The 22,940-nt window shown below is 58.9% G+C and carries 28 protein-coding genes and 1 tRNA gene; 16 read left to right on the top strand and 13 right to left on the bottom strand.

The window, feature by feature from the left end; all coding sequences use genetic code 11:
- Positions 1-12: 12 nt before the first annotated feature.
- Positions 13-753 carry a GNAT family N-acetyltransferase gene (locus ACR0AG_RS13120; RefSeq protein ID WP_480839534.1) on the bottom strand — a complete coding sequence of 247 codons (741 nt, stop codon included), beginning with the start codon at positions 751-753 and terminating at the stop codon, positions 13-15.
- Positions 754-850: 97 nt separating this feature from the next.
- Positions 851-1,321, bottom strand: coding sequence for an outer membrane protein assembly factor BamE (locus ACR0AG_RS13125; RefSeq protein ID WP_480839536.1), 471 nt, complete (start codon positions 1,319-1,321; stop codon positions 851-853).
- A gap of 84 nt (positions 1,322-1,405) precedes the next feature.
- Between ACR0AG_RS13125 and ACR0AG_RS13130 the strand changes: the two genes are divergently transcribed.
- The 8 genes from ACR0AG_RS13130 to ACR0AG_RS13165 all read left to right on the top strand — a co-directional run bounded on the left by ACR0AG_RS13130 (position 1,406) and on the right by ACR0AG_RS13165 (position 6,761).
- On the top strand, positions 1,406-1,942 hold the full coding sequence (locus tag ACR0AG_RS13130) for a YceD family protein (RefSeq protein WP_480839538.1): 537 nt from the start codon (positions 1,406-1,408) through the stop codon (positions 1,940-1,942).
- A 205-nt stretch (positions 1,943-2,147) separates the two neighbouring features.
- Entirely contained in the window at positions 2,148-2,354 is a 207-nt protein-coding gene (gene rpmF / locus ACR0AG_RS13135; protein WP_008756996.1) for a 50S ribosomal protein L32, read from the top strand.
- Between the two features lie 24 nt (positions 2,355-2,378).
- Positions 2,379-3,464, top strand: a complete 1,086-nt coding sequence (plsX, locus tag ACR0AG_RS13140) for a phosphate acyltransferase PlsX (RefSeq protein ID WP_480839540.1) — start codon at positions 2,379-2,381, stop codon at positions 3,462-3,464.
- 23 nt (positions 3,465-3,487) lie between these two features.
- The gene (locus ACR0AG_RS13145) at positions 3,488-4,459 is read left to right on the top strand and encodes a beta-ketoacyl-ACP synthase III (RefSeq protein ID WP_480839543.1); all 972 of its coding nucleotides are present in this window, start codon (positions 3,488-3,490) and stop codon (positions 4,457-4,459) included.
- A gap of 96 nt (positions 4,460-4,555) precedes the next feature.
- Entirely contained in the window at positions 4,556-4,858 is a 303-nt protein-coding gene (gene ihfA, locus ACR0AG_RS13150) for an integration host factor subunit alpha (protein ID WP_037316145.1), read from the top strand.
- Between the two features lie 18 nt (positions 4,859-4,876).
- Positions 4,877-5,482, top strand: a complete 606-nt coding sequence (locus ACR0AG_RS13155; protein WP_480839545.1) for a MerR family transcriptional regulator — start codon at positions 4,877-4,879, stop codon at positions 5,480-5,482.
- A gap of 61 nt (positions 5,483-5,543) precedes the next feature.
- Positions 5,544-5,620: transfer RNA gene (locus ACR0AG_RS13160), tRNA-Pro, on the top strand.
- A 61-nt stretch (positions 5,621-5,681) separates the two neighbouring features.
- The gene (locus ACR0AG_RS13165) at positions 5,682-6,761 is read left to right on the top strand and encodes a 2'-deoxycytidine 5'-triphosphate deaminase (RefSeq protein WP_480839547.1); all 1,080 of its coding nucleotides are present in this window, start codon (positions 5,682-5,684) and stop codon (positions 6,759-6,761) included.
- 4 nt (positions 6,762-6,765) lie between these two features.
- Here the strand turns inward: ACR0AG_RS13165 and ACR0AG_RS13170 are convergent, their stop codons facing one another.
- The 7 genes from ACR0AG_RS13170 to ACR0AG_RS13200 all read right to left on the bottom strand — a co-directional run bounded on the left by ACR0AG_RS13170 (position 6,766) and on the right by ACR0AG_RS13200 (position 13,633).
- Positions 6,766-7,002 (bottom strand): hypothetical protein, encoded by a 237-nt coding sequence (locus tag ACR0AG_RS13170; protein WP_480839549.1) that lies wholly within the window; start codon positions 7,000-7,002, stop codon positions 6,766-6,768.
- Between the two features lie 64 nt (positions 7,003-7,066).
- Entirely contained in the window at positions 7,067-7,720 is a 654-nt protein-coding gene (scpB, locus tag ACR0AG_RS13175) for an SMC-Scp complex subunit ScpB (RefSeq protein ID WP_480839552.1), read from the bottom strand.
- Entirely contained in the window at positions 7,713-8,507 is a 795-nt protein-coding gene (locus ACR0AG_RS13180) for a segregation and condensation protein A (RefSeq protein ID WP_170570007.1), read from the bottom strand. Before ACR0AG_RS13180 ends, scpB begins: the two co-directional genes overlap by 8 nt.
- A complete protein-coding gene (gene nagZ, locus ACR0AG_RS13185; RefSeq protein WP_480839554.1) occupies positions 8,497-9,504 on the bottom strand; it encodes a beta-N-acetylhexosaminidase in 1,008 nt (335 codons plus the stop codon). The genes ACR0AG_RS13180 and nagZ overlap by 11 nt, the downstream gene beginning before the upstream one ends.
- On the bottom strand, positions 9,501-10,607 hold the full coding sequence (locus tag ACR0AG_RS13190; RefSeq protein ID WP_480839556.1) for an SPOR domain-containing protein: 1,107 nt from the start codon (positions 10,605-10,607) through the stop codon (positions 9,501-9,503). Before ACR0AG_RS13190 ends, nagZ begins: the two co-directional genes overlap by 4 nt.
- Before the next feature lie 39 nt (positions 10,608-10,646).
- Positions 10,647-12,392: an arginine--tRNA ligase gene (argS, locus tag ACR0AG_RS13195; protein WP_480839558.1), complete on the bottom strand. Its 1,746-nt coding sequence runs from the start codon at positions 12,390-12,392 to the stop codon at positions 10,647-10,649.
- Positions 12,393-12,490: 98 nt separating this feature from the next.
- Positions 12,491-13,633 carry a deoxyguanosinetriphosphate triphosphohydrolase gene (locus ACR0AG_RS13200; protein WP_480839560.1) on the bottom strand — a complete coding sequence of 381 codons (1,143 nt, stop codon included), beginning with the start codon at positions 13,631-13,633 and terminating at the stop codon, positions 12,491-12,493.
- Between the two features lie 76 nt (positions 13,634-13,709).
- Between ACR0AG_RS13200 and ACR0AG_RS13205 the strand changes: the two genes are divergently transcribed.
- The gene (locus ACR0AG_RS13205; RefSeq protein ID WP_480839562.1) at positions 13,710-14,033 is read left to right on the top strand and encodes a HesB/IscA family protein; all 324 of its coding nucleotides are present in this window, start codon (positions 13,710-13,712) and stop codon (positions 14,031-14,033) included.
- A gap of 128 nt (positions 14,034-14,161) precedes the next feature.
- On the opposite strand, the gene ACR0AG_RS13210 is transcribed toward ACR0AG_RS13205, so the two are convergent.
- On the bottom strand, positions 14,162-14,533 hold the full coding sequence (locus tag ACR0AG_RS13210) for a DUF6500 family protein (protein ID WP_480839564.1): 372 nt from the start codon (positions 14,531-14,533) through the stop codon (positions 14,162-14,164).
- A 123-nt stretch (positions 14,534-14,656) separates the two neighbouring features.
- On the opposite strand from ACR0AG_RS13210, the gene xth reads away from it, so the two are divergent.
- Positions 14,657-15,436: an exodeoxyribonuclease III gene (gene xth / locus ACR0AG_RS13215; protein ID WP_480839566.1), complete on the top strand. Its 780-nt coding sequence runs from the start codon at positions 14,657-14,659 to the stop codon at positions 15,434-15,436.
- Between the two features lie 4 nt (positions 15,437-15,440).
- On the opposite strand, the gene ACR0AG_RS13220 is transcribed toward xth, so the two are convergent.
- Positions 15,441-16,589: an FAD-dependent oxidoreductase gene (locus ACR0AG_RS13220; RefSeq protein ID WP_480839568.1), complete on the bottom strand. Its 1,149-nt coding sequence runs from the start codon at positions 16,587-16,589 to the stop codon at positions 15,441-15,443.
- A gap of 72 nt (positions 16,590-16,661) precedes the next feature.
- On the bottom strand, positions 16,662-17,084 hold the full coding sequence (gene dksA, locus ACR0AG_RS13225; protein WP_039531267.1) for an RNA polymerase-binding protein DksA: 423 nt from the start codon (positions 17,082-17,084) through the stop codon (positions 16,662-16,664).
- Positions 17,085-17,453: 369 nt separating this feature from the next.
- On the opposite strand from dksA, the gene ACR0AG_RS13230 reads away from it, so the two are divergent.
- The 5 genes from ACR0AG_RS13230 to ACR0AG_RS13250 all read left to right on the top strand — a co-directional run bounded on the left by ACR0AG_RS13230 (position 17,454) and on the right by ACR0AG_RS13250 (position 21,596).
- Complete coding sequence (locus ACR0AG_RS13230; protein ID WP_480839570.1) at positions 17,454-18,299, top strand: AAA family ATPase; 846 nt, start codon at positions 17,454-17,456, stop codon at positions 18,297-18,299.
- 111 nt (positions 18,300-18,410) lie between these two features.
- Positions 18,411-18,869, top strand: coding sequence for an N-acetyltransferase family protein (locus ACR0AG_RS13235; RefSeq protein WP_480839572.1), 459 nt, complete (start codon positions 18,411-18,413; stop codon positions 18,867-18,869).
- On the top strand, positions 18,866-20,230 hold the full coding sequence (locus tag ACR0AG_RS13240; protein WP_480839574.1) for a DUF2927 domain-containing protein: 1,365 nt from the start codon (positions 18,866-18,868) through the stop codon (positions 20,228-20,230). Before ACR0AG_RS13235 ends, ACR0AG_RS13240 begins: the two co-directional genes overlap by 4 nt.
- 6 nt (positions 20,231-20,236) lie before the next feature.
- Complete coding sequence (locus ACR0AG_RS13245) at positions 20,237-20,407, top strand: hypothetical protein (RefSeq protein WP_480839576.1); 171 nt, start codon at positions 20,237-20,239, stop codon at positions 20,405-20,407.
- Positions 20,408-20,411: 4 nt separating this feature from the next.
- A complete protein-coding gene (locus ACR0AG_RS13250) occupies positions 20,412-21,596 on the top strand; it encodes a vWA domain-containing protein (protein ID WP_480839578.1) in 1,185 nt (394 codons plus the stop codon).
- A 23-nt stretch (positions 21,597-21,619) separates the two neighbouring features.
- Here the strand turns inward: ACR0AG_RS13250 and ACR0AG_RS13255 are convergent, their stop codons facing one another.
- The gene (locus ACR0AG_RS13255) at positions 21,620-22,105 is read right to left on the bottom strand and encodes a hypothetical protein (RefSeq protein ID WP_480839580.1); all 486 of its coding nucleotides are present in this window, start codon (positions 22,103-22,105) and stop codon (positions 21,620-21,622) included.
- Positions 22,106-22,233: 128 nt separating this feature from the next.
- Between ACR0AG_RS13255 and ACR0AG_RS13260 the strand changes: the two genes are divergently transcribed.
- Positions 22,234-22,929 carry a M48 family metallopeptidase gene (locus ACR0AG_RS13260; RefSeq protein ID WP_480839582.1) on the top strand — a complete coding sequence of 232 codons (696 nt, stop codon included), beginning with the start codon at positions 22,234-22,236 and terminating at the stop codon, positions 22,927-22,929.
- Positions 22,930-22,940 lie beyond the last annotated feature (11 nt).

Below are 22,940 nucleotides of genomic sequence, written 5' to 3' on the forward strand. Positions count from 1 at the left end.
AAAATACGGAAATTACACGACCACCGCCCGCAGCAGACGTTTCCGGGCTGGGGGAATCGCATCGATCTCAAGCCCGGTGAACACGTGCAGCGTATTCATGTGCCGGTCCACCACTGCATGATCACTGACCCAACCGCCCATCATCAGATAGGTGCGCAGCAAGGGCGGCATCCGCCGCATGGCCTGCTTCAAGTCCGGTCTGCGCCGCAGCCGAGCAGCAAAGCGGAAGACATCGGGGGCTTTCACCCTTGGCAACCAGCGTTTCGGGGCCAGATGCCGATGTTTTAGCATCGCAAAAGCATCCAGATACTCCGTCGTCTCGGTCCCTGCGAAGGAAGAGCACCCAAACAGCATCTGCACGTTGTTCTGGTCCACAAAGGCGGTCATAGCGCCCCATGCCACGCGCAGAATATCCGCGTCGGTCCGGTTGGGATGAATGCAAAAACGCCCAATCTCAACCATACGCCCCTCAAAGCCCTCCAGCCCGGACAGATCGTAAAACTGGGCCGAGTAACTGCGGCTCACCTCTGTCCCGCTGTCCATGGTCAACAGGCGAAAACAACAGACCAGTTGAAAATCTTCCCGGCTGTCTTCGACCAGAATATGTGTGCATCTGGTGTCAAAGACATCCCGATCCGGCTGCGTTGTGCCAAATGCTATGCTGCGCAGGTCCTGTGCGGCAGCGACATCGGCGGCCGATCGCGCCAGACGCGCGCGATACCGGCCCTTGTTCAACACATCTGCATTCGCCATGGTCGCATCCTCCGCGGTTGCTGACCCGATCTTCGGTGCGGCGTCCCTAACACTAGATGTGTGACCATCCGATGAAATCACAAGACGTCGCAGAAAATTAGTTGGCGCCCGGGATGTTCGCCGGGTTGAAGTTGCCGATGTTGCCCAACAGCTGACGCAGGAAGCCTTTGTCCTGAACGCCCGAATCCGTCACACGACGCTCCAGCGGGATGACAAGACCATCCTCCAGCCCAAAGCGTTCGATATTGCGCACGACCCCGCGCTGATCAAAGCTGATGGCCACCAGTTCGCGCTCGACCACTTCGGGCTTTTTCGGGCCATAATGCCGGATCCGAGACGACACGTAGTAATAGCCCGAGTCGCGGACGACGCCCGAAGCACTGGGCGCTCCAATGGTTTCTTCAACCGTTTCGCGGGTATCCACGCCGACCTTGATCTGCGCCAACTCTTCGGCCGGAGGGATATAGCCGTGGTTCTTGAAAACCGGCGTGCAGGCAACCGCCGCCAAGAGGGCTGCAAAGGCCAGCGATCTGGTCGCCGGTTTCAAACTGATTGCACGCTTCAACATTCACACCCTCTTGCCTTGGCCTTGCGCGGCTTCTATCCGATTACAGAAACCGGTGCTCCGGTTCAACACAGGAAAGGGTCACAAATGACCGCACAGAAACCGTTTCGCGTCGCCGATCTGCCGCAAAACGCCCCAACGCAGTTCGAATTGCGCCCCGATGCCGATGTTATGAACGCCCTGAAACAAGATCTGGGCCTGCTCGGTCTACGCAAGCTGTCGTTTGTCGGCACCCTGCGCACGCAGGGCAAGCGTGACTGGGTTCTGGACGCAAATCTCGGCGCGACGGTCATTCAACCCTGTGTGATCACCCTCGAACCGGTGACAACCCGGATCGAAACCCAGGTGCGTCGGGTCTTTGTGGCCGATTGGCACGAACCGGACGAGCCCGAGTTCGAAATGCCCGAAGATGATGAGACCGAACCCCTGGGCACTGAAATCGATCCCGCACAAGTCATGGCCGAGGCGCTGTCCCTTGCCCTGCCCCAATACCCACGCAAAGACGAGGCGGAATTGGGTCAGGCCAACTATACCGAACCCGGCAAACAGGCCATGACCGATGACGAGGCCAAACCCTTTGCCGGATTGGCGGGTTTGCGCGATGCGCTGAAAAAAGACGAGTGACAGGGGCCTGATTTCCTGTCATAGCAGGCCCCGAAAAAATCGCTTGAACATGTCGAGAATCGCAGTATTTTCGCGCGCTCATCGGAATTTGGGTTGGACATTGCGGGGCTCGTCCCCTAAACGCGCGTCAAACCACGAGAAAAACGAAGTACGAAACCCGGCCGGCAGCGAATCTGCCAGCCCATATCAGACAAAGGTTGAGACCATGGCCGTCCAACAGAACAAAGTTTCCAAGTCGCGTCGCAACAACCGCCGCGCACACGACGCTCTGGTTGCTGCAAACCCGAACGAATGCCCGAACTGTGGTGAGCTGAAGCGCCCGCACCATGTCTGCGCGTCCTGCGGCCACTATGATGATCGTGAAGTCGTCGCACAGGCCGACGAAATCGACCTGGACGAAGACGCGGCCTAAGCCTGATTGGACGCGGGCCAAGGCATGACGGATCAGCCCCAGCAAACCGGACGGATCACCATCTCGGTTGACGCTATGGGCGGAGATTCGGGCCCCGCCGTTGTTGTGGCGGGCATTGCCAAATCCGCGAACAAGAACCCCAAGATCGGGTTCATTCTGCACGGTCAGGAATCGCTCCTGCGTAAACTGGTTGCCAAACGGCGCGTCCTTGAGGGGCGCGTCGTTTTTCGTGATTGTCCGGACGTCGTCAAGATGGAGGACAAACCCAGTCAGGTTGTGCGCAGCGGCAAGCAGACCTCGATGTGGTCGACCCTGGAAAGCGTCAAGACCGGCGAGGCCCATGGTGCAGTGTCCTGCGGCAATACCGGCGCGCTGATGGCGCTGTCGATGATGCGCTTGCGCAAACTGCCCGGGGTGAACCGCCCCGCCATCGCCATTCTGTGGCCGTCGCGCAATCCGCAGGGCTTTAATGTCATGCTGGATGTGGGCGCAGATGTGCGCGCCGACGCCAAAGATCTGCTGCAATATGCGCTGATGGGTGCATCTTATGCCCGCAACGGCATGGCCCTGTCGCGCCCGCGGATCGGCCTGCTGAACGTTGGCACCGAAGAACATAAAGGGCGCGCGGAACTGAAAGAGGCGCATGCCCTGATCTCGGGGTTTGCCGAGCAGGCCAATTTCGATTTCGTCGGCTTCGTTGAAGGCAGCGATATTCCCGGCGACACGGCGGATGTCATCGTTACGGATGGGTTTACCGGCAACGTGGCGATCAAGACCGGAGAAGGCACCGCCAGCCTGATCGGCGATCTGCTGCGGCAGGCCTTCAAATATACGCCCCTGTCGCGTTTGGCCTCGATTTTGGCAATTACCTCGCTAAATCGTCTGAAAAAGCGGATCGACCCGCGCCGGGTGAACGGCGGTGTGTTTCTGGGCCTGAACGGGACGGTGATCAAATCCCACGGCGGCGCGGACGCCACGGGTGTTTCCGCGGCGGTCAAACTCGCCTTCACTTTGGCCGAGTCGGGCTTTTCGGAAAAATTGGCGGCACGGGTTGCATCCACAGCCGCCCTTGCACAAGATGCCGCGCAATCTGCGTCGCAATCGGAATAATAAGAAAAAGGCAGTACCCCAACATGGCAGGCCGTTCAGTTGTTGTAGGTGTCGGGCATTATTTGCCAGAGCGTGTTGTCCCAAATGCCGAGTTCGAAAAAACTCTGGACACAACGGATGAATGGATCAAGACGCGCTCGGGCATCGAACGCCGCCACTTTGCCGCCGACGGGGAAACCACATCGGACCTTGCAACGCATGCGGCAAAAGCCGCGCTTGAGGATGCCGGGCTGACAGCTGACGACATCGACGCCATCGTTCTGGCGACCTCGACCGCTGATCTGACTTTTCCATCTGCCGCCACCATGGTGCAGGCCCGGCTGGGCATGACCGGCGGTTTTGCCTTTGATGTTCAGGCCGTTTGCGCCGGGTTCGTCTTTGCCCTCAGCAATGCCAATGCGCTGATCCTGTCAGGTCAGGCAAAGCGCGTGCTTGTGATCGGGGCCGAGACCTTTTCGCGCATCATGGACTGGACGGATCGCGCCACCTGCGTGCTGTTCGGCGACGGCGCCGGCGCGCTTGTGCTTGAGTTGCAAGAGGGCGAAGGCACCCCGGAAGATCGCGGTATCCTGTCAACCGACCTGAACTCGGACGGGCGCTATCAGGACCTGCTGTATGTCGATGGCGGTGTTTCGACTCAAACCACCGGGCATTTGCGGATGCAGGGCAATCAGGTTTTCCGCCATGCCGTTGAAAAACTGTCGAAAACCGCAGAAACCGCACTGGATCGTGCCGGGTTGGGCTGTGATGATGTCGACTGGATTGTGCCGCATCAGGCCAATATCCGCATCATTCAGGGCACCGCGAAGAAAATGGGCCTGCCGATGGACCGCGTCGTTGTCACGGTGCAGGACCACGGAAACACCTCTGCCGCGTCCATCCCGTTGGCCATGTCCGTGGGCAAGCAACGGGGTCAGATCAAGCCCGGCGATCTGATCGTGACCGAGGCTATCGGGGGCGGTTTGGCTTGGGGCGCCGTGGCATTGCGCTGGTAACTGGCACAATCCGGCTTACGCAGCCGCTTGCAATTCATTGATATTGACAGCGAATTTGCCGTCAACATATGCTTTGATATCGAAAGGGGTGCTGGCATGAGCGATAAAACACTGACGCGGATGGATCTGAGCGAGGCGGTATTTCGCGAGGTTGGTCTTTCACGGAATGAAAGCGCGCAACTTGTGGAAAGCGTTTTGAACCATATGTCCGATGCTTTGGTCCGCGGCGAACAGGTGAAAATCTCATCCTTCGGCACGTTCAGCGTCCGGGACAAAACCGCCCGGATCGGAAGAAACCCCAAAACCGGTGAAGAGGTTCCGATCCAGCCGCGCCGCGTGCTGACCTTTCGCCCGTCGCACCTGATGAAGGATCGCGTCGCCGCCGGGAATCGCAAGTAAGCCCTGAGGCCCGCTGAGATGAGCAAGTCCCCCGACGCATTCCGCACAATCAGTGAAGTTGCGGATTGGCTCGGTGTTCAGGCGCATGTGCTGCGCTTTTGGGAAAGCCGTTTCACACAGGTCAAGCCGGTCAAACGGGCCGGTGGGCGCAGATATTACCGCCCCAACGACATGCGTCTGCTGGGCGGGATCAAGAAGCTGCTGCACGAAGACGGCATCACCATCAAAGGTGTGCAGCGTATTTTACGCGAACAGGGCGTGACCCACGTGGCCTCTCTGTCGCCTAGCCTGGATGATGAACCCGCAGGCACGGCCACTGACGACAGCACCGTGGTGCCGTTTTCACCAACCCCTGCCCCTGCCGCAGAACAGATTCGCCTGGACCTGCAAGAGCCACCGCACTCTGCAACACCCGAGGCGGTCAATGGCAAAACCCAGCCCAGCGACACGCCCGAAACCACTGTGGCCTCACCTGCAGTAGATACGGCCCCGTTGCTTGGGGGGGTGGCGTCCTTGGCCTGGAACCGGTCGGAATATGATGACGAGCTGCTGCATCGTATCGCGCCCATCGCCAAGGATCTGCGCAGCTGGCTGGACCGAGTGGAAAGCCGGTCGGCGGGATAAGATAAAAGGCGATGATTTCCTCTTGCCCCCGCCGGGAAAGTCTTTATGAACACTCCAACGTCGGGCTATGGCGCAGCCTGGTAGCGCGTCCGTCTGGGGGACGGAAGGTCGCAGGTTCGAGTCCTGCTAGCCCGACCAAATCACACCGACGTTTATGGCAAATTGGCCAGATCCCGCTCTGGCAACCGGGGGGATCAGAATGACAGGCGTGTGCGCAAGCCAGCAGATCGAAGCCATGATCGAGCGTGCGGAGATTACCGCGCAGCCCGGCATTATTCCCGAACAAATCCAACCGGCCAGCCTGGATCTGCGTCTGGGAACAGTAGCTTACCGTGTGCGCGCCTCGTTTCTGGCTGGTGAAGGCCGTTCCGTTGCAGATCGCCTGACCGAGTTCGAGATGCACCGCATCGATATCTCGGACGGCGCAGTGCTGGAAAAAGGCTGCGTCTATCTGGTGCCGCTGATGGAATCGCTGGCTTTGGACGCGGGCACCAACGCGGTGGCAAACGCCAAAAGTTCGACCGGACGGTTGGATCTGCTGACCCGCACGATCACAGATGGCGGCACCGAGTTTGATCGGGTGCCCGCAGGCTATTCCGGCCCGCTTTATGCCGAGATCTGTCCGCGGTCGTTTTCGGTTCTGGTCCGCCCGGGCATGCGTCTGAACCAGATCAGGTTTCGTCAGGGCCAAGCGGTACTGAGCGATGCTGAATTGTCGGCCCTGCACGCCGAATCGCCTTTGGTCGATGGGCCTGCTGTCATTCAGGACGGATTGGGCTTTTCAGTGGATTTGCGCCTGCCCGATACCGATCTGGTGGGCTATCGCGCCAAGCCGCACACGGGTGTCATCGATCTGGACCGGATCGGCGAATATGATCCGCAGGAATACTGGGAAGAGGTCCGCACCCGCGACGGGCGGATCATCCTTGACCCCGGTGCGTTCTACATTCTTGTCAGCCGTGAAGCGGTCCACATCCCGCCTCTTTATGCCGCCGAAATGGCCCCCTATCTGGCGATGGTCGGAGAGTTCCGGGTGCATTACGCGGGCTTCTTTGACCCCGGCTTTGGCCATGCCGAGGCGGGTGGAGCCGGGTCCCGAGGTGTTCTGGAAGTGCGCTGTCACGAGGCACCGTTTGTTTTGGAACACGGTCAGGTCGTGGGGCGGCTGGTCTATGAGAAAATGGCCGAACTTCCTGCGCAGCTCTACGGTGCGGGCATTGCATCGAACTATCAAGGACAAGGCCTGAAACTGTCCAAACACTTCAAAACAGCAGGCTAAGTCCTTAGAATTTCATGAAACGCCGTGCTTGCCGCGTCAACCGTTGGGCCTGCTTCATGTTCTGTTTCTGGCGCTTGGCGTCCTGCTGCATATGCCGCGCCGCCTCGGGGTCGGACCGATCCCCGGCCTGTTTCGAACCACCCATCCGGCTGGCCATGTCAAAGCCTTTGTCGACGCCCTTGTTCACAAGGCGGCGCGTGATCTGACGTATGATCATGTCGATGATCCGGTTGGCGTTCATGGTTCAACTCCGTTTGTTGCCCCTCAACATAGGTGAATTTTGAGGTTGCGAAAGGGGGTTTGGATCACTCTTCCTCGAACAGTTCCGATTGGTCCTGATCATCGTCTTCCGCCCCCTCGCCCAAGGGAACAACACCGGGCGGTGGACGGTTTTCCAAAAGGCCGGCGGCGCGGAGTTCCTTCAAGCCCGGCAGATCGCGCGCGTTTTCCAAACCGAAATGGTCCAAAAACTGCGGAGTCACTACAAAGGTCACCGGACGGCCCGGTGTCATGCGGCGACGGCCCAGACGGATCCACTCCATCTCCAGCAGCTGATCGATGGTGCCGCGCGACACCGACACACCGCGAATTTCTTCGATCTCAGCCCGGGTACAGGGCTGATGATAGGCGACAATCGCCAGCGTCTCGATCGCTGCACGGCTGAGCTTGCGCGTCTCAACGGTTTCCTTCTGCATCAGAAACCCAAGGTCCGGCGCGGTGCGGATGACCCAGGCCTCGCCCACACGGGTGACGCGCACGCCACGGCCTTCATATCGCTTCTGAAGCAATTCAAGGGCTTGCGCTGCATCGCTGCCATGCGGCATCCGCGCCTCAAGGTCGGCGATTGTAACGGGCTCGGCGCTGGCGAACAGCACAGCTTCGACCATGCGCTCCTGCTCGGCCAGAGGTGGCGCGTCAAACAGGGTTCCGGTGCCGTCTTCCTGCGGGGCGTCAGTCACGGGTGTCAGTCCTCTTGCGTAAGCTGATCGGGGCAAAGGTTTCGCTCTGCCGGATCTCCATTTGCCCTTCTTTAACCAGTTCCAGCGACGCGGCAAATGTCGCCGCCGTGGCCGACCGTCGGCGCACGGGATCAGCGTCCCACCCTTCGGGCAGATAGGTCTCCATGTCTGTCCAGGTGCCTGCAAAGCCAATCAAAGGCCGCATCCGTTCCAGCGCCTGCTCCATGGTAAATACGGCGTCGCGATCCATGACAAAGGGGCGAAATTCATCCCGCGTTCGGATACGCGCATATCCCTGCATCAGGTCCAGCAGAGTGGCGGAATAGGTCACAGTGCGAACACGGGTGATGTTCTCGCCCTGCCCGCGCTTGAAAAAGTCCCGGCCCAATTGGTCACGCGCCATCAGACGCGCCGCCGCGTCCCGCATTGCTTGCAGGCGTTCCAGCTGAAAGGCCAGATGCGCGGCCAGTTCCTCACCCGAGGGGCCATCGTCATCCGGGTCGGGCGGCAGCAGCAGGCGCGACTTCAGGAACGCCAGCCACGCGGCCATGACCAGATAGTCGGCAGCCAACTCAATCCGCAGCGCACGGGCCTTTTCGACAAAGGCCAAGTACTGCTGCGCCAGCGCCAGAACCGAGATTTTGCGCAGGTCGACCTTTTGGGTCCGCGACAGGGTCAGCAACACGTCCAGCGGGCCCTCGAACCCGTCCACGTCCACAATCAATGCCTCGGCGGCCAAGCGATCGGCGACCGAGGCAGGATCTTCGCTGAAAAGACTATCCGACATATACCTGCCCGCCCATTAGGGCAGATAGTTCCGCCTCGGCGGCAGGGATGTCAAGCGCCTGCGGTGCAACGCGCTGTGCCAGCGCCCGGTCGGCGCGGGTTTGCGCGGTATCCGTCATCTCTCCGGCAGTCTCAAGCACAGCTTTTCGGTCAGCATAAGAACCGTTGCAATGCAGAACCACATCACACCCCGCCGACAGCGCCTGCTGGGCGATGTCGGTTGGCGCGCCGCGCAGGGCTTTCATGGTGATGTCGTCGGTCACGATCAGACCGTCAAACCCGATACTCGTGCGGATCAGGTTGATCATATGGGCTGAAATCGTGGCAGGTTTCGGGTCGATCTGGTCATAGACAAGATGGGCGGTCATCCCCATCGGCAGATCGTTCAGGGCTCGAAACGGGGCAAAATCGGTCGCGGTCAACTCCGCCTCGGACAGGGTGATCTGCGGCAAATCGTGATGCGTGTCCAAGGTCGAACGACCATGACCCGGCATGTGCTTCATCACCGGCAGAACGCCGCCGTCCAAATGACCCTGCGTCGCAGCCCGGCCCAGACGGGCCACCTGAGCAGGGTCGCCCCCGTAGCATCTGTTTCGCAGGAAAGCGTGCGTTTCAGCCCGAGCCAAATCTAGCATCGGGGCACAATTGCTGTCGATGCCCAGCTCGAACAACTCGTTGGCGATCAGACGATACCGCAGGTACATGGCCCGCTCTGCCGCATCGCCGGCCTGTTCGACGTGATCCAGCGGCGGCATCCATTCGCGCGCCAACGGCGCCCGCAAGCGCTGTACGCGCCCGCCCTCCTGATCGATGGTGATGGGACAATTGCGTCCGACTGCCTCACGGAAATCGTCGCAAAGTCCGCGGACCTGATCGGCCGTGTCGATATTTCTGGCAAACAGAATGAACCCGAACGGGTTCATCTCGCGGAACAGGGATTTTTCGTCCGATGTCAGGCGTAACCCGGTGGCATCGGTGATGACCGCGCCAAATCTCAACGCACAGCGACCGGGATGCAATCTGCACCCTGCGCCACCAGCGCCGCGCAGAATTGGCGTGAGTCACTCAGGTTGTCAAAGCCAAGCACGCGCAGCCGATAGAACGTGCGACCACCGCTTGAGGTTTTCTGGATAACACGCTGTTTTCCATCCATATAATCGCCAAACTGCCCGCTCATCCGGTCCCATTGCGCGCGCGCGACTTCGGGGCTGTCATAGGCCCCCAGCTGCGCCAACCGAGTTCCTTTGGCCAGATCATCCGGGCTGACATCCAGACCTGCGGCGGCCTTCACGGCAGCATTGATTGTCTGTTCCGTTTGGCTTGAGGCTGAAATACCGGCAGGTGCGGCCCGGGCCGGCCTGACATGCGGACGCAAAGACCGGCGCACACCTGGCAAAGCGGCCAGTTTCGGGTCAGGCAGCTGCGCTGCATAATCCACCGGATCAATGGCAGGCTCTTCTTCCAACGATGCGATCTGAACGCCTTCGGCAGGCTGGTCGTCAGTCGTCGCGGCCTCGCCCGCCAATTCGGCGACCAGCGCATCAACGGCGTTTTGACGCAGTTTCAGCGCATCATCCTGCGAGATCTCTTCTTCGACGACATGCACGGCCTTGGTTGGGACAAGCGTGCCCATCGGTGCGTCTTCGTCGGTCAGTGATACGGGGCGGGGCGCAAGGATCAGGCGGTCCGCGGGTTTGGCAGCAGAACCCACAGCCGCGACCGCATTCACGGCAAGCCCCTGATGATCGGCGGTTGTTCCGCCGGGTTTCTCGGGTTGAATGCGCATCGGACCTTCGACGGCGCGCACGACCGGCACTCCGCTGACGTCCCGCATGACCAGCTTGTAACCCCAGACGGCGACGCCCGCCACCAGTGCAAGTGAAGCGACCGCACCCACTACATTCAAGGCACGCCCGATGCCGGAACCGGCGGGCGCCGTACCTTCGTAGTGCTGAGATTCGCCCGGATGATCATAGTCATCCTGCGCATACGGTTGATTCGTGTAATGCATATGCTCGGGGCGCATCTGCCCCGAGTAATCGTGACTCGTCATTTCCGCCTCACCGCCCGATTGCGCCTTAAAACGTGGCGCGCGGGTCATTTCTTGTCTGCCTCAATCCGGCGGTTCGGTCGGTATTGGTTACCGCATCTCCTGCGCCGGGGTGACACCAAGAATACCCAGACCTGCTGAAATCACAACAGAAACGGCACGGGCCAGTGCGATTTTTGATTGGCTTGTGGCAACATCGCCATCCTGGATAAATCGCAGCTGAGTTTCGTCATTGCCCTTGTTCCACAGCGCATGGAAATCCCCTGCCAATTCATAGAGATAGAAAGCAACGCGGTGCGGTTCATTGGTGCGGGCAGCAATTTCTACCAAGCGCGGCCATTCGGCCAGCTTCTTGGCAACCGTCAGTTCCGAAACGTGGTCGTTCTTGCTCAGATCAGCCGCGACAAGGGTCGCATCATCGGCGGCAATCCCGGCCTCAGCGGCGCGACGCAGCACGCTCATGACCCGGGCATGGGCGTATTGCACGTAGAACACCGGGTTCTCGCGGCTTTGTTCCAACACCTTGTCAAAATCGAAATCCAGCGGCGCGTCGTTCTTCCGGGTCAACATCACAAACCGGGTCACGTCGGGCCCGACCTGATCGACCACATCGCGCAGGGTGACAAAATTCCCCGCCCGCTTGGACATCTTGAACGGCTCGCCATTCTTCCACAGCTTCACCAACTGGGTCAGCTTGATATCCAGCGATACGTTACCATCGGACAGCGCCGAAACAGCCGCCTTCATCCGTTTGACATAACCGCCATGGTCTGCGCCGAACACGTCGATCAGCGCGTCAAAGCCACGGCTCACCTTGTCATAGTGATAGGCGATGTCGGGGGCGAAATAGGTCCACGACCCGTCCGATTTCTTCACCGGGCGGTCCACGTCATCCCCATGCTCGGTCGATTTGAACAGGGTCTGCTCGCGCGGTTCCCAATCCTCGGGCTTCTTGCCCTTTGGCGGCTCCAAAACGCCCTCATAGATCAGGCCCTTGTCGGTCAGCGATTGCAGAGCGGCCTCGATCCGGCCTGTGCCATAGAGAGATTTCTCTGAGAAGAATACGTCCATCTCGACGCCCAGAGCCTTCAGGTCTGCCCGGATCAGGTCCATCATCGCGTTGGTCGAAAACTCGCGCAGCTCTTGCAGCCATTCGCTCTCGGGCTTGTCGATCAGACTGTCACCGTATTTCTCTTTCAGCGCCTCGCCGATCGGGATCAGATAATCGCCGGGATACAGCCCCTCAGCAATCTCGGGGCTCAGCCCATTGGCCTCGCGATACCGCTCATAAGCGGACCGCGCCAGCACGTCGACCTGCGTCCCACCGTCATTGATGTAGTATTCCCGCGTCACATCATGGCCGGAATAAGCCAGCAAACTGGCCAGCGTGTCGCCGAACACCGCCCCCCGCGTATGGCCGACATGCAACGGACCTGTGGGGTTGGCCGAGACATATTCGACATTGACCTTTTGGCCATGCCCCATATCCGAGCGCCCATAATCGGTGCCTTTCTGAAGCACCGCAGCCAGAACACCCTGCCAGACCGATGGGGCCAGCCGCAGGTTCAGGAAGCCCGGCCCCGCCACTTCGGCACTCGTGACCCGATCATCTGCCGCAAGTTTCCCGGCCAGCGCGTCCGCAATGTCACGCGGTTTCATCTTGGCGGGCTTGGCCAGAACCATGGCCGCATTGGTTGCCATGTCCCCATGCGCGGCATCGCGCGGCGGTTCGACCGCCACGTTGTCAAAGCTCAGCCCGTCAGGCAGCGCGCCTTCGGACTGCATCTGTGCCAGCGCGTCCAGCACCAGGCCGCGGATCTCGGAAAACAGGTTCATTTCGAATGTCCTTTTGCTTGCCCGGCGGTTTACCACGCAAAGCGTCGAGGTCAATGGATGCATGTGTTTGACCTGCGACCTGACGCGTCGCAGAAAAGCTAAGCGCCCGTCAGTCGCGCGTGGTCCTGCAGGGCAAACCGGTCCGTCATACCGGCGATATAGTCCGACACGATACGCGCCAGCGCCGTTTCATCGCTGGCGGCTTCGATATCGCAATGCCACCGTTCCGGCATCTGCTTGGGATCGCCGAGGTATATGGGAAACAGGTCCTCGACCACTTTGCCCACCTCGGCACGCACCTCCATCACACTGGGGGCACGATACATGCGTGTGAACAGAAAGGCCCGAATTTGCTTGAGCTGCGCCCATAGCGTGTCCGAGAACTGAACGACAGGGTATCCAAGAGTGCGGATCGCTTCCACGCTTTGCGCCCCTGATCCGATGATCAACCCGCGCGACGTGTCGATGACATCGGCGACCATCACGCCAAACACGCGCCGCAACGCCTCATGCCGCCGGCGGTAAGCGTCGAGGCCCGGATATTTGCGATCCACCTCAGCGTAGCAATCGCCAACGATGGGCAGCGTCTGGATTTCTTCGTCCGTGAACAGCCCGGCCCGCAGCCCATCCAACAGGTCGTGGTTGTTATAGGCGATATCGTCGGCCAGCGCCGCAACCTGAGCCTCGGCGCTGGCATGGGTGTGCAGTTCCAGATCAAAGGCTGCGTTGCACTCGGCCAGAGCCCAGGGCAATTCGCCCGTCACCGGGCCATTATGCTTGGCAATGCCCTCAAGACATTCCCATGTCAGGTTGCAGCCATCGAAATCGGCATAGTGCCGTTCCAATTTGGTGACGATGCGAATGGCCTGCGCGTTGTGATCAAACCCTCCGTAGGGCTGCATCAGGTCATGCAGCGCGTCTTCGCCCGTATGGCCAAAGGGTGTGTGGCCAAGGTCATGCGCCAGCGCCACCGCCTCGGTCAGTTCGGGATTGAGCTCCAGGGCACCGGCAATCGTCCGCGCCACCTGTGCCACTTCGATGGAATGAGTCAGGCGCGTGCGATAGCTGTCGCCCTCATGCTCGACAAAAACCTGGGTCTTGTGTTTGAGCCGCCGGAAGGCGCTGGCGTGAATGATCCGATCCCGGTCGCGTTGAAAGCATGACCGGAAACTGCTTTCCTCTTCGGGCACCAAACGCCCCCGCGCGCGGGCCGGGTCCGAGGCAAAACCTGCTCTGTCCAAAGGTTGTGTCCTTGTCGCCTGTCTTTAGGTTTCATATATTGTAGCCAACTGAGGAAATAAACCTTTGGAGCCTGGCATGAACCTGCCCCCAACAGTCACTGAGCGCGCCTTTGACCGCCTGGCCGAAATTGGCGCCGCGGATCAGGGCCAGGCCCTGCGCGTCGCAGTGGAAGGCGGCGGATGTTCAGGCTTTCAGTATGAAATCGCTCTGGATCAGCCGAAAGAAGACGATCTGATCCTTGAAGGCAAAGGCCAAAAGGTCATCGTGGATGCCATTTCGCTGCCGTTCCTGGAGAACGCAGTGATTGATTTCACCCAGGAACTGATCGGCGCCCGCTTTGTCATAGACAATCCCAACGCCACGTCGTCTTGCGGCTGCGGTACATCTTTTTCGATGTAACGGTCTTGGGGGTTTAGCCCCCATATCGTCAGTTTTTTGACCATATGGGGCAAATCTGCGCCGCTACCCCCGAAGCCCAATGTCGTAAGTTGCGCTTTATTGCGTTGATCGGAAAAAGCTGCCGTTGGTTAAACGCCCGAACTTATCATCTCTCGAATTTTTACAGCTTTTTCAAAATGATCGAGCTGATGTGTTTTGATCCACCATTCGGCTGCCTCCATCAAAAGCTCAGGATCATCGTTCTTATTTGCAAAGAATGCATAAAACGAAAGGCCTACCGCCTCGCCTTTCTTGGCGATTTTGTCGTTGCAGACGCCGATGGCTTTTGTTCGCAGAGATTGTCGCACTTTGAAATTATCACTTTTTCTCAAATCGGATGGTGGGGACATATAAGGAACATTTAGGCTCTGCAACGTCGTTTTTGCTTCAAATCCGTCCTGCTGCCTTTCGCGTCCTTGCCTTTGCTTTATCGGAATGCTGCGGCGGAAATAGTTAAGCATTCGCTTCCTCCTCTGCCCGAAAATACCCCGGACCGCGCCACGGCGGGTCGCGAATCTGTTCTGCGGCTTGCCGACCGGCCCGTTCTGGGCGATAGGTTGGCACACAGCATCGGAGGGCCACCCATGAAAATCGCCACGTTCAATATCAATGGCATCAAGGCCCGGGCCGAGGCCCTGCCCCGTTGGCTGGACAGCGCACAACCGGATGTGGTTCTGCTGCAGGAAATCAAATCTGTCGACGAGAATTTTCCAAGAGAGCTTTTTGAAGAGCGCGGCTATAACGTCGAGACCCATGGACAAAAGAGCTTCAACGGCGTGGCCATTCTGTCGAAGTTGCCGTTGGAAGATGTCACGCGCGGTTTGCCCGGGGACGATGAAGACGAGCAGGCGCGCTGGATCGAGGCCACAATTGTGGGCAAGCAAGCGTTGCGTATCTGCGGCCTCTATCTGCCCAACGGCAACCCGACACCGGGGCCAAAATACGACTATAAGCTTGCGTGGATGGAGCGGCTATATGACCGCGCGCGCGATCTGCTGGCGTCGGAAGAACCAGCGCTGATGGCGGGCGATTACAACATTATCCCCCAGCCAGAGGATGCCAAACGGCCCGATGCGTGGCGTGAGGATGCCCTGTTCCGACCGGAAAGCCGCGCGGCCTTTCGAAAGATCCTGAACCTGGGCTTTACCGAGGCGTTTCGCGCCATCACCAGCGGACCGGATCACTATTCATTCTGGGATTATCAGGCTGGTGCATGGAACCGAAATGACGGCATTCGGATCGATCATTTCCTGCTGACACCACAGGCCGCAGACCTGATGAAAGATTGCCGAATTGATGCAGAAATCCGCGGCCATGAAAAGCCTTCGGATCACGTGCCGGTCTGGGTGGATCTGGATCTGTGATCATCTACGCCGTGGCGTCGTAGTCGTAAATCCAGTCATAGCGGCGGCTCAATCTGGGGCCCACGGTGGTCAGCACCATCTGGGCCGCGATACGCATCGGGCCGCGCAAGTGGAAATTCCGTGCATTGGCGGAGGCGGCATCAACAACCTGACGCGCTCTGGTCGCACGCTCAGCTTCATAGGCAGCCATTGAAGTTGCGATGTCAGCCTTGTCAAAGGATCGCGCCAGAACCCACGCATCTTCCAACGCAAGACAGGCCCCTTGCGCCATGAACGGCAGCGTCGGGTGCGCCGCATCCCCCAGCAAAGCGATGCGCCCATTCTGCCACTTTCTGGCAACGGGGCGCAAAAACAGCGCCCAAATATAGGGGTCCTGAACCTCTTGCAAAATCTCGCGTACTTTACCGCCAAAATCTGCAAAACGGGCGCGCAGATCGGTCGGGTCACCTTTGAGGCGCCAGCCTTCGTCCTGCCAATCGCTGCGCTCTTCAATCGCCACGATGTTCATGAGGCTTTGGTCGCGCAGCGGATAGGTCACCACATGACGGCCCGGCCCCATGGTCAGATGCGCTTTGGGCGCTTTCAGATGGGTCTGCCAGGGGATCGTTGCACGCCAGGCCACCTGATTGGTGAAGCCCAACAGCTCTTCCCCGTTCAGAAGCGGGCGGATCGCGCTGCGCCCGCCATCAGCGGCGACGAGGCAATCGGCAGCGATCGAGGCGCCTCCAACGGTTTGCACCACAACTCCGTCCGCGTGTTCTTCGACCCCGGTGACCTTGTGATCAAGCCGAATGTCTACCCCGGCGCTGATGGCGGCCTGTAACAACAGATCGATCAGATCGGCGCGGTGATAATAGTATGTGGCCCCTGCCGAGGGCGCGGGTAGGCGTGAAATGAAACGCCCCTTGGCGTAATCCCGAAGGACGGTGCCGTAAGACATTTGCCCTTTCTCCGGCACCTCTCCGATCACACCCAGGGCTCGCAGTACTTTCAGCCCATTGGCGCTGATCTGCAGCCCGGCGCCGACCTCGGCAATCTCCGGGGCCTGTTCCAGAACCAAAACTTCGGCACCCTTATTGCGCAGGGCCAATGCGGCGGCCAAACCGCCTATACCCGCGCCAACAATGACAAATTTCAGATCAACCAAATTCATGGCACCGGCATAGCCTACAAAAAAAGCCGGAGCCACAGGCCCCGGCGATTTGTTGCTGGTCTCAGCAAGCGATCAATCGTCGCGATGGACTTTCTCGCGCCGCTCATGACGCTCTTGCGCCTCAAGCGTCATGGTCGCAATCGGACGTGCATCAAGTCGCTTCAACGAGATCGGATCACCGGTCATTTCGCAATAACCGTACTCGCCTTCGTCAATCCGGCGCAGGGCCGAGTCGATCTTGGCCACCAGCTTGCGCTGGCGATCCCGGGTGCGTAGTTCAAGCGCACGGTCGGTTTCCTCGCTTGCGCGGTCGGCGACGTCCGGAATGTTACGCGTGTTGTCCTGCAGACCTTCGATTGTATCGCGGCTGCCCGCCAAAAGTTCGTTCTTCCAATCCAGCAGCTTGCGGCGGAAATATTCAAGCTGTCGATCATTCATGAAAGGTTCATCTTCGGCCGGGCGGTAATCTTCCGGCAGAAAAACTTCCTGCTTCATATTGGCTCCCTCGGTATGGCCAGAAACGTCGGTCGTGGTAGTTTCACCTGACATTTGGCACCCCCTTCTGCGCAGCGTTTATCCGACAGGCGAAGGAATGTCACTACACAAACGTAGGATGAACGCACGGTCGTTCGGACTGGTATAATTCTGAGACTTCTAACGGAAAAACACTGTTTTTGTGTGGAATTGGGCGGGCTATTTCATGGCAACGGATGACCAATTCTTAATGTTTGGCATCACGAATCATGGCTCGCGACCCAACGTCCCCTCGTGTTCCAAGCGATGCGCGTGCCCGGCCCGCTTGTAAAAGCGCGCGGCTCTCTGTAACTCGAACAGGGCAATCGCACGCAATTGAATGAGGGCCTTATGACCGCACGTTTCCAAGGTACGGCAGAATATGTCGCCACAGACGATCTGACCATCGCGGTGAATGCAGCCGTCACGCTGGAACGCCCGCTGCTGGTCAAGGGTGAGCCCGGAACCGGCAAGACCGAACTTGCCAAACAGGTGGCCGGTGCCCTTGGGCTGACCATGATCGAATGGAACGTGAAATCGACCACGCGCGCGCAGCAAGGCCTTTATGAATATGACGCTGTCAGCCGTCTGCGCGATAGCCAACTGGGTGACGAACGCGTCCATGACGTTGCGAACTATATCCGCAAAGGCAAGCTTTGGCAGGCGTTTGATGCGGATGAAAAAGTCGTGTTGCTGATCGATGAGATCGACAAGGCCGATATCGAGTTTCCCAACGACCTGCTGCAAGAACTCGATAAGATGGAGTTTCACGTTTACGAGACGGGCGAGACCATCCGGGCCAAGCATCGCCCGATTGTGATCATCACCTCGAATAACGAAAAAGAACTGCCGGATGCGTTTCTGCGCCGGTGTTTCTTTCACTATATCCGCTTTCCGGATGAAGCCACGATGCGTCGGATCGTTGAAGTGCATCATCCCGGCATCAAAGATGGGTTGCTGACCACGGCGCTGACCCAGTTCTATGAAATCCGGGAAACGCAGGGGTTGAAGAAAAAGCCATCAACCTCCGAGGTGCTGGATTGGCTGAAACTGCTGCTGGCCGAGGATCTGACCTCGGACGATCTGAAACGCGACGGGGCCAACGCCTTGCCCAAGCTGCATGGTGCGTTGCTCAAGAATGAACAGGACGTTCATCTATTCGAACGACTGGCATTCATGGCACGCAGCAAACGCTGACCACACGGCATCAACCCGCCCGTGCAGGGATCCCCGCTTGCCTTCATTGGCTGCGAATGTCAGCATTGCCGTCGCCGACCCCAAGCGTCGGAAGCCCATTGCCAAAACAGGATGCAGCCCGTGCCCAACGCCCCATTGATCCGACCCTTACGTCCGGAAGACCGCAAGGACTGGTCCGAATTGTGGGGCGATTATCTGGCGTTTTATGAAACATCGGTGCCCGAGAACGTCTACGACAGCACGTTTTCGCGACTTTTGGGAGATGACCCCCAGGATTTTTCATGTTTTGTCGCCGAAATCGACGGACAGCTTGTGGGGCTGACACATTACCTGTTTCATCGACACGCTTGGAAAGTCGAGCGCGTCTGCTACCTGCAGGACCTCTACGCGCGTCCCGAGGCACGTGGCACCGGCGTTGGGCGCGCACTGATTCAAGCGGTTTATGACGAAGCAGACAGGCAAGAGGCCCCCGCAGTCTATTGGCTGACGCAAGAAGACAATCGCACCGCACGCAAACTATATGATCGTATCGGCAAACTGTCGCCTTTCTTAAAGTATCAACGCCCATGATGCGGATCGCGCTGGCCCTTGTTCTTGGCGTTCTTGCGGGCTGCGACACCATCAGCAGCACCGAACAGCCCACGCGTGAGGCGTTTATCGAGGCCGCATTGCCGCCGGCGCGGTCGTTTTCCACCACCCGTCCTGTTTCCCCGGTGCGGTCTAATGCCAATATCGCTGCCGATTTTCTAGATCTGCATTTCATGCTGGAAAGCGGCGCGGAACTGCCTGTCTTTACGCGGTTCGAACAGCCGATCACCGTGCGGCTGACCGGAACGCCTCCGGCAACGATGCAACCTGATCTGACGCGGCTGTTGTCTCGCATCAGGCGAGAGACCGGGATCGACATTCAGCAGATCTCAGATGGTCCGGCGAATATCACGATCGAAGCGGTCAGCCAGAAACAGATCCGCCGCATTCTGCCGCAGGCCGCCTGTTTTGTGGTGCCGAACTCCTCCAGCCTTGAGGAATACCGCCAGGACCGGCGCAAGCGCAAAAGCAACTGGACCGAGCTGCGCAGCCGCGAACGGATCGGCATCTTCATTCCTTATGACGCCAGTCCACAGGAAATCCGTGATTGCCTGCACGAAGAACTTGCCCAGGCCATTGGGCCGCTGAACGACATCTATCACCTGCCGGATTCGGTGTTCAACGACGACAATTTCCACACCATCCTGACCGGGTTCGACATGCTGATCCTGCGTGCCACTTACGCGCCGGAACTGCAAAACGGCATGACACGGGAACAGGTGGCCGCCGCCCTGCCCCGCGTTCTGAGCCGCCTGAACCCGCGTGGCGACACGCTGCCGGTCCAACAGGTTTCAGAAACGCCGCGTGAGTGGATCAATGCAGTGCAGCGCGCGCTTGGGCCCGGCGCGCCCTCGCCCAAACGGATTCGCGCCGCGCAAGAGGCCGCCCGTATCGGCAAGACGCAGGGCTGGACGGACCAACGACGCGCCTACCCGCATTACCTGCTGGGTCGTATGGGTCAATTCGAAGACCCGGTTGCCGCGCAACAGCAATACCAGATCGCGATGCAGTACCTCAACGCCACGCCAGGCACCGAGGTTCACCGAGCGCATATCACCGCTCAAACTGCCTCATTCGCGCTGGCACAAGGGCGTGGCCCTGAAATGCTGCCCGAGTTGGACCAAGCCATCACCGTCATGACACGCGCCGAAAACGCAGCCCTTCTGGCCACGCTTCTGTTGCTCAAGTCCGAGGCCCTGCGTCAGGCCGGAAAACCGGATCAGGCGCGCTCGGTCAGGCTGGACAGTATTGGTTGGGCGCGATACGGGTTCGGCTCGGACGTGGTGGTCCGCTCGGTCTCGCAAGAGGTTGCCCGGCGGTCCGCTGCCAGCGCAGGTGGATAAAGACGCATGGTAGTAACCTTGGGCATGGCTATTCTTGGCGCGATACTGGGCGCGATGAAAGCACGCAAACGCAACGGCAGCGGTGCGGATATCGCCCAATATGCGGCTGGCTACGGCATTGCCTTTGCGCTGGTTGGCATGATTGTGTCGCTGATCATACTCAGGATGATTATCTGATCCGATGTTTCTGCCCTTTTTCGAAAACCTCCGCAAAGCTGGTATTCCCGTATCCTTACGCGAATACCTGACCTTTCTGGAGGGGATGAAAAAGGGGCTGGCCACCTATGACGTCGAGGCGTTCTATTACCTTGCCCGCGTGTCGATGGTGAAGGACGAGCGCAACATCGACAAATTCGACCGCGCCTTTGCTGCCAGCTTTGAAGGGCTGGACGAGATAACCTTTGATCAGGTGCTGGAGGCGGTGGATATTCCGGCTGAATGGCTGGCAAAAATGGCCGAAAAGCACCTCAGCGATGAGGAAAAAGCCGAGATCGATGCCTTGGGTGGCTTTGAAAAGCTGATGGATACGCTGCGCGAGCGTCTGAAGGAGCAGCAAGGGCGCCATCAGGGCGGCAATAAGTGGATCGGCACTGCCGGGACGTCTCCGTTCGGGGCCTATGGCTACAACCCCGAAGGTGTGCGCATCGGCCAGAAGGAAAGCCGCCATCAGCGTGCGGTCAAGGTCTGGGACAAACGCGAATTCAAGAACCTCGATGACACGGTCGAACTGGGCACGCGCAACATCAAGGTCGCGCTGAAACGCCTGCGCCGCTGGGCGCGCGAGGGTGCCGCCGAGGAATTGGATCTGGACAACACGATCCGCGCCACGGCCGAGCACGGATATCTCGACGTCAAAACCAGGCCCGAACGTCACAACGCGGTCAAGGTGCTGCTGTTTCTGGATGTTGGCGGCTCAATGGATCCGCATATCAAGGTGGTAGAAGAGCTATTTTCGGCCGCACGGACCGAGTTCAAGAACCTTGAATATTTCTATTTCCACAATTGCCTTTACGAAGGCGTCTGGCGCGACAACCTGCGTCGCTGGAACGACCAGACCCCAACCCACGAAGTCCTGCGCACCTATGGGCCGGATTACAAATGTATCTTCGTGGGCGACGCCTCGATGAGCCCCTACGAGATCGCCTATCCCGGCGGTGCCAATGAACACTGGAACCAAGAGGCCGGGCAGGTCTGGCTGCAACGCGCCCGAGACCAATGGGCCTCGAACCTGTGGATCAATCCGGTGCCAGAGAAATATTGGGAATACACCCATTCAGTCGGCATGATCCGAGAGATTTTCGAAGACCGCATGGTGCCCATGACACTGGCCGGGTTGGAACAGGGGATGAAAGAGCTGACGCGGTAGACTGTGGCGGTTCCATCAAGAACCTAAGGTTGCCTCACACATCGATTTCGACCTAGCGCGGCGCGCTCACCCGGCCTTGCATCTATGAATTCGAACTCGCCTTCCTTGACGATCCGGCCTGTTTTTCGCGCCTCGTCCGCCGCGTCGACCATATGTAAGTTGTATTCACCCCAGCCGATCATACCAAGTAATTCTTCGCGAATGGTGACCTTTGTGCCTTCCTCCGCGATGACTTGCTGACCGGGGCGATCGATTTGTTCGGCGGGCAGGACTTCACGATCGCCAACCCAGATGAAATAACCTTGAAACGCTGCACCGAGTTGTTCTGTGATGCCCAACTCATACGTGTAAGGACCTTCGAGAAGGCCGAAAAAGAACGCGCCGTATTCGATGTTACATTCATATGTGCCGACCATATTCGGAAATTCTTCGGCTGATTGCGCCAATCCGAGCGTCGGGCAGGCAGCAAACACCAGGCTTGGAAGCAGAGACTTCAACTGCACTTTCATATCCTCTGTAGTTCTTGGGGTCTAACAAGACACCTATTGATCGATCAGAGGGCAAAACATGGCAAGTTAAATCAATGAGCGGCGAATTTTCTATTTGTCGATCAAGTCAAAACACCCATATCTAAATCATGCTCCGCCTAACCCCGATCCTGCTGGCCGTTCTTTATGCGATTGCGATGTATCGCATTTCCGTCTGGCGCACGCATAAGGAACTGGATGCCAAGTCGACCGAACTCGCGGACCCGGCGCTCAAACGCATGACGGATCGGTTGGCGGCGGCACTGGGGATCGACCGGGTGCCGGTTTATATCTACGAGATCGATCCGGTGAACGGTTTGGCTGCGCCGGACGGACGGATTTTCATCACCCGCGGGTTTTATCGCAAGTTCAGCAATGGAGAGGTCTCGGCCGAGGAAATGGCCAGTGTGATCGCGCATGAACTAGGACATGTTGCTCTGGGCCATGCGCGACGGCGGATGATTGATTTTTCCGGTCAGAACGCGATGCGGGCCGCCTTGATGATGTTGCTGAACCGATTCATCCCCTTCATTGGCGCCTGGATTGCCAATATGCTGACGCATCTTCTGGCTTCGCGCCTGTCGCGCGGGGATGAGTATGAAGCGGATGAATATGCCGCGGCCTTGCTGACCAAGGCGGGCATTGGGATCGGTCCGCAGAAATCGCTGTTTCACAAGCTGGAGGACCTGACGCAACAGCGCGCGGGTGTTACCCCAGCCTGGCTGATGAGCCACCCCAAAACCGATGAGCGTATCGCAGCACTTGAGGCGCTGGAGCATCGGTGGAACGTGAGCAATCAAACCTAAATCCGGCCTTT

It is taken from the genome of Ruegeria sp. H6, from assembly GCF_056532975.1.

Bases quoted from the DNA above. Each gene is read 5' to 3' on its own strand.
- ACR0AG_RS13120 (WP_480839534.1), bottom strand. From the start codon at position 753: ATGGCGAATGCAGATGTGTTGAACAAGGGCCGGTATCGCGCGCGTCTG.
- ACR0AG_RS13125 (WP_480839536.1), bottom strand. From the start codon at position 1,321: ATGTTGAAGCGTGCAATCAGTTTGAAACCGGCGACCAGATCGCTGGCC.
- ACR0AG_RS13130 (WP_480839538.1), top strand. From the start codon at position 1,406: ATGACCGCACAGAAACCGTTTCGCGTCGCCGATCTGCCGCAAAACGCC.
- rpmF (WP_008756996.1), top strand. From the start codon at position 2,148: ATGGCCGTCCAACAGAACAAAGTTTCCAAGTCGCGTCGCAACAACCGC.
- plsX (WP_480839540.1), top strand. From the start codon at position 2,379: ATGACGGATCAGCCCCAGCAAACCGGACGGATCACCATCTCGGTTGAC.
- ACR0AG_RS13145 (WP_480839543.1), top strand. From the start codon at position 3,488: ATGGCAGGCCGTTCAGTTGTTGTAGGTGTCGGGCATTATTTGCCAGAG.
- ihfA (WP_037316145.1), top strand. From the start codon at position 4,556: ATGAGCGATAAAACACTGACGCGGATGGATCTGAGCGAGGCGGTATTT.
- ACR0AG_RS13155 (WP_480839545.1), top strand. From the start codon at position 4,877: ATGAGCAAGTCCCCCGACGCATTCCGCACAATCAGTGAAGTTGCGGAT.
- ACR0AG_RS13165 (WP_480839547.1), top strand. From the start codon at position 5,682: ATGACAGGCGTGTGCGCAAGCCAGCAGATCGAAGCCATGATCGAGCGT.
- ACR0AG_RS13170 (WP_480839549.1), bottom strand. From the start codon at position 7,002: ATGAACGCCAACCGGATCATCGACATGATCATACGTCAGATCACGCGC.
- ACR0AG_RS13180 (WP_170570007.1), bottom strand. From the start codon at position 8,507: ATGTCGGATAGTCTTTTCAGCGAAGATCCTGCCTCGGTCGCCGATCGC.
- ACR0AG_RS13190 (WP_480839556.1), bottom strand. From the start codon at position 10,607: ATGACCCGCGCGCCACGTTTTAAGGCGCAATCGGGCGGTGAGGCGGAA.
- argS (WP_480839558.1), bottom strand. From the start codon at position 12,392: ATGAACCTGTTTTCCGAGATCCGCGGCCTGGTGCTGGACGCGCTGGCA.
- ACR0AG_RS13205 (WP_480839562.1), top strand. From the start codon at position 13,710: ATGAACCTGCCCCCAACAGTCACTGAGCGCGCCTTTGACCGCCTGGCC.
- ACR0AG_RS13210 (WP_480839564.1), bottom strand. From the start codon at position 14,533: ATGCTTAACTATTTCCGCCGCAGCATTCCGATAAAGCAAAGGCAAGGA.
- xth (WP_480839566.1), top strand. From the start codon at position 14,657: ATGAAAATCGCCACGTTCAATATCAATGGCATCAAGGCCCGGGCCGAG.
- ACR0AG_RS13220 (WP_480839568.1), bottom strand. From the start codon at position 16,589: ATGAATTTGGTTGATCTGAAATTTGTCATTGTTGGCGCGGGTATAGGC.
- dksA (WP_039531267.1), bottom strand. From the start codon at position 17,084: ATGAAGCAGGAAGTTTTTCTGCCGGAAGATTACCGCCCGGCCGAAGAT.
- ACR0AG_RS13230 (WP_480839570.1), top strand. From the start codon at position 17,454: ATGACCGCACGTTTCCAAGGTACGGCAGAATATGTCGCCACAGACGAT.
- ACR0AG_RS13235 (WP_480839572.1), top strand. From the start codon at position 18,411: ATGCAGCCCGTGCCCAACGCCCCATTGATCCGACCCTTACGTCCGGAA.
- ACR0AG_RS13240 (WP_480839574.1), top strand. From the start codon at position 18,866: ATGATGCGGATCGCGCTGGCCCTTGTTCTTGGCGTTCTTGCGGGCTGC.
- ACR0AG_RS13245 (WP_480839576.1), top strand. From the start codon at position 20,237: ATGGTAGTAACCTTGGGCATGGCTATTCTTGGCGCGATACTGGGCGCG.
- ACR0AG_RS13250 (WP_480839578.1), top strand. From the start codon at position 20,412: ATGTTTCTGCCCTTTTTCGAAAACCTCCGCAAAGCTGGTATTCCCGTA.
- ACR0AG_RS13255 (WP_480839580.1), bottom strand. From the start codon at position 22,105: ATGAAAGTGCAGTTGAAGTCTCTGCTTCCAAGCCTGGTGTTTGCTGCC.
- ACR0AG_RS13260 (WP_480839582.1), top strand. From the start codon at position 22,234: ATGCTCCGCCTAACCCCGATCCTGCTGGCCGTTCTTTATGCGATTGCG.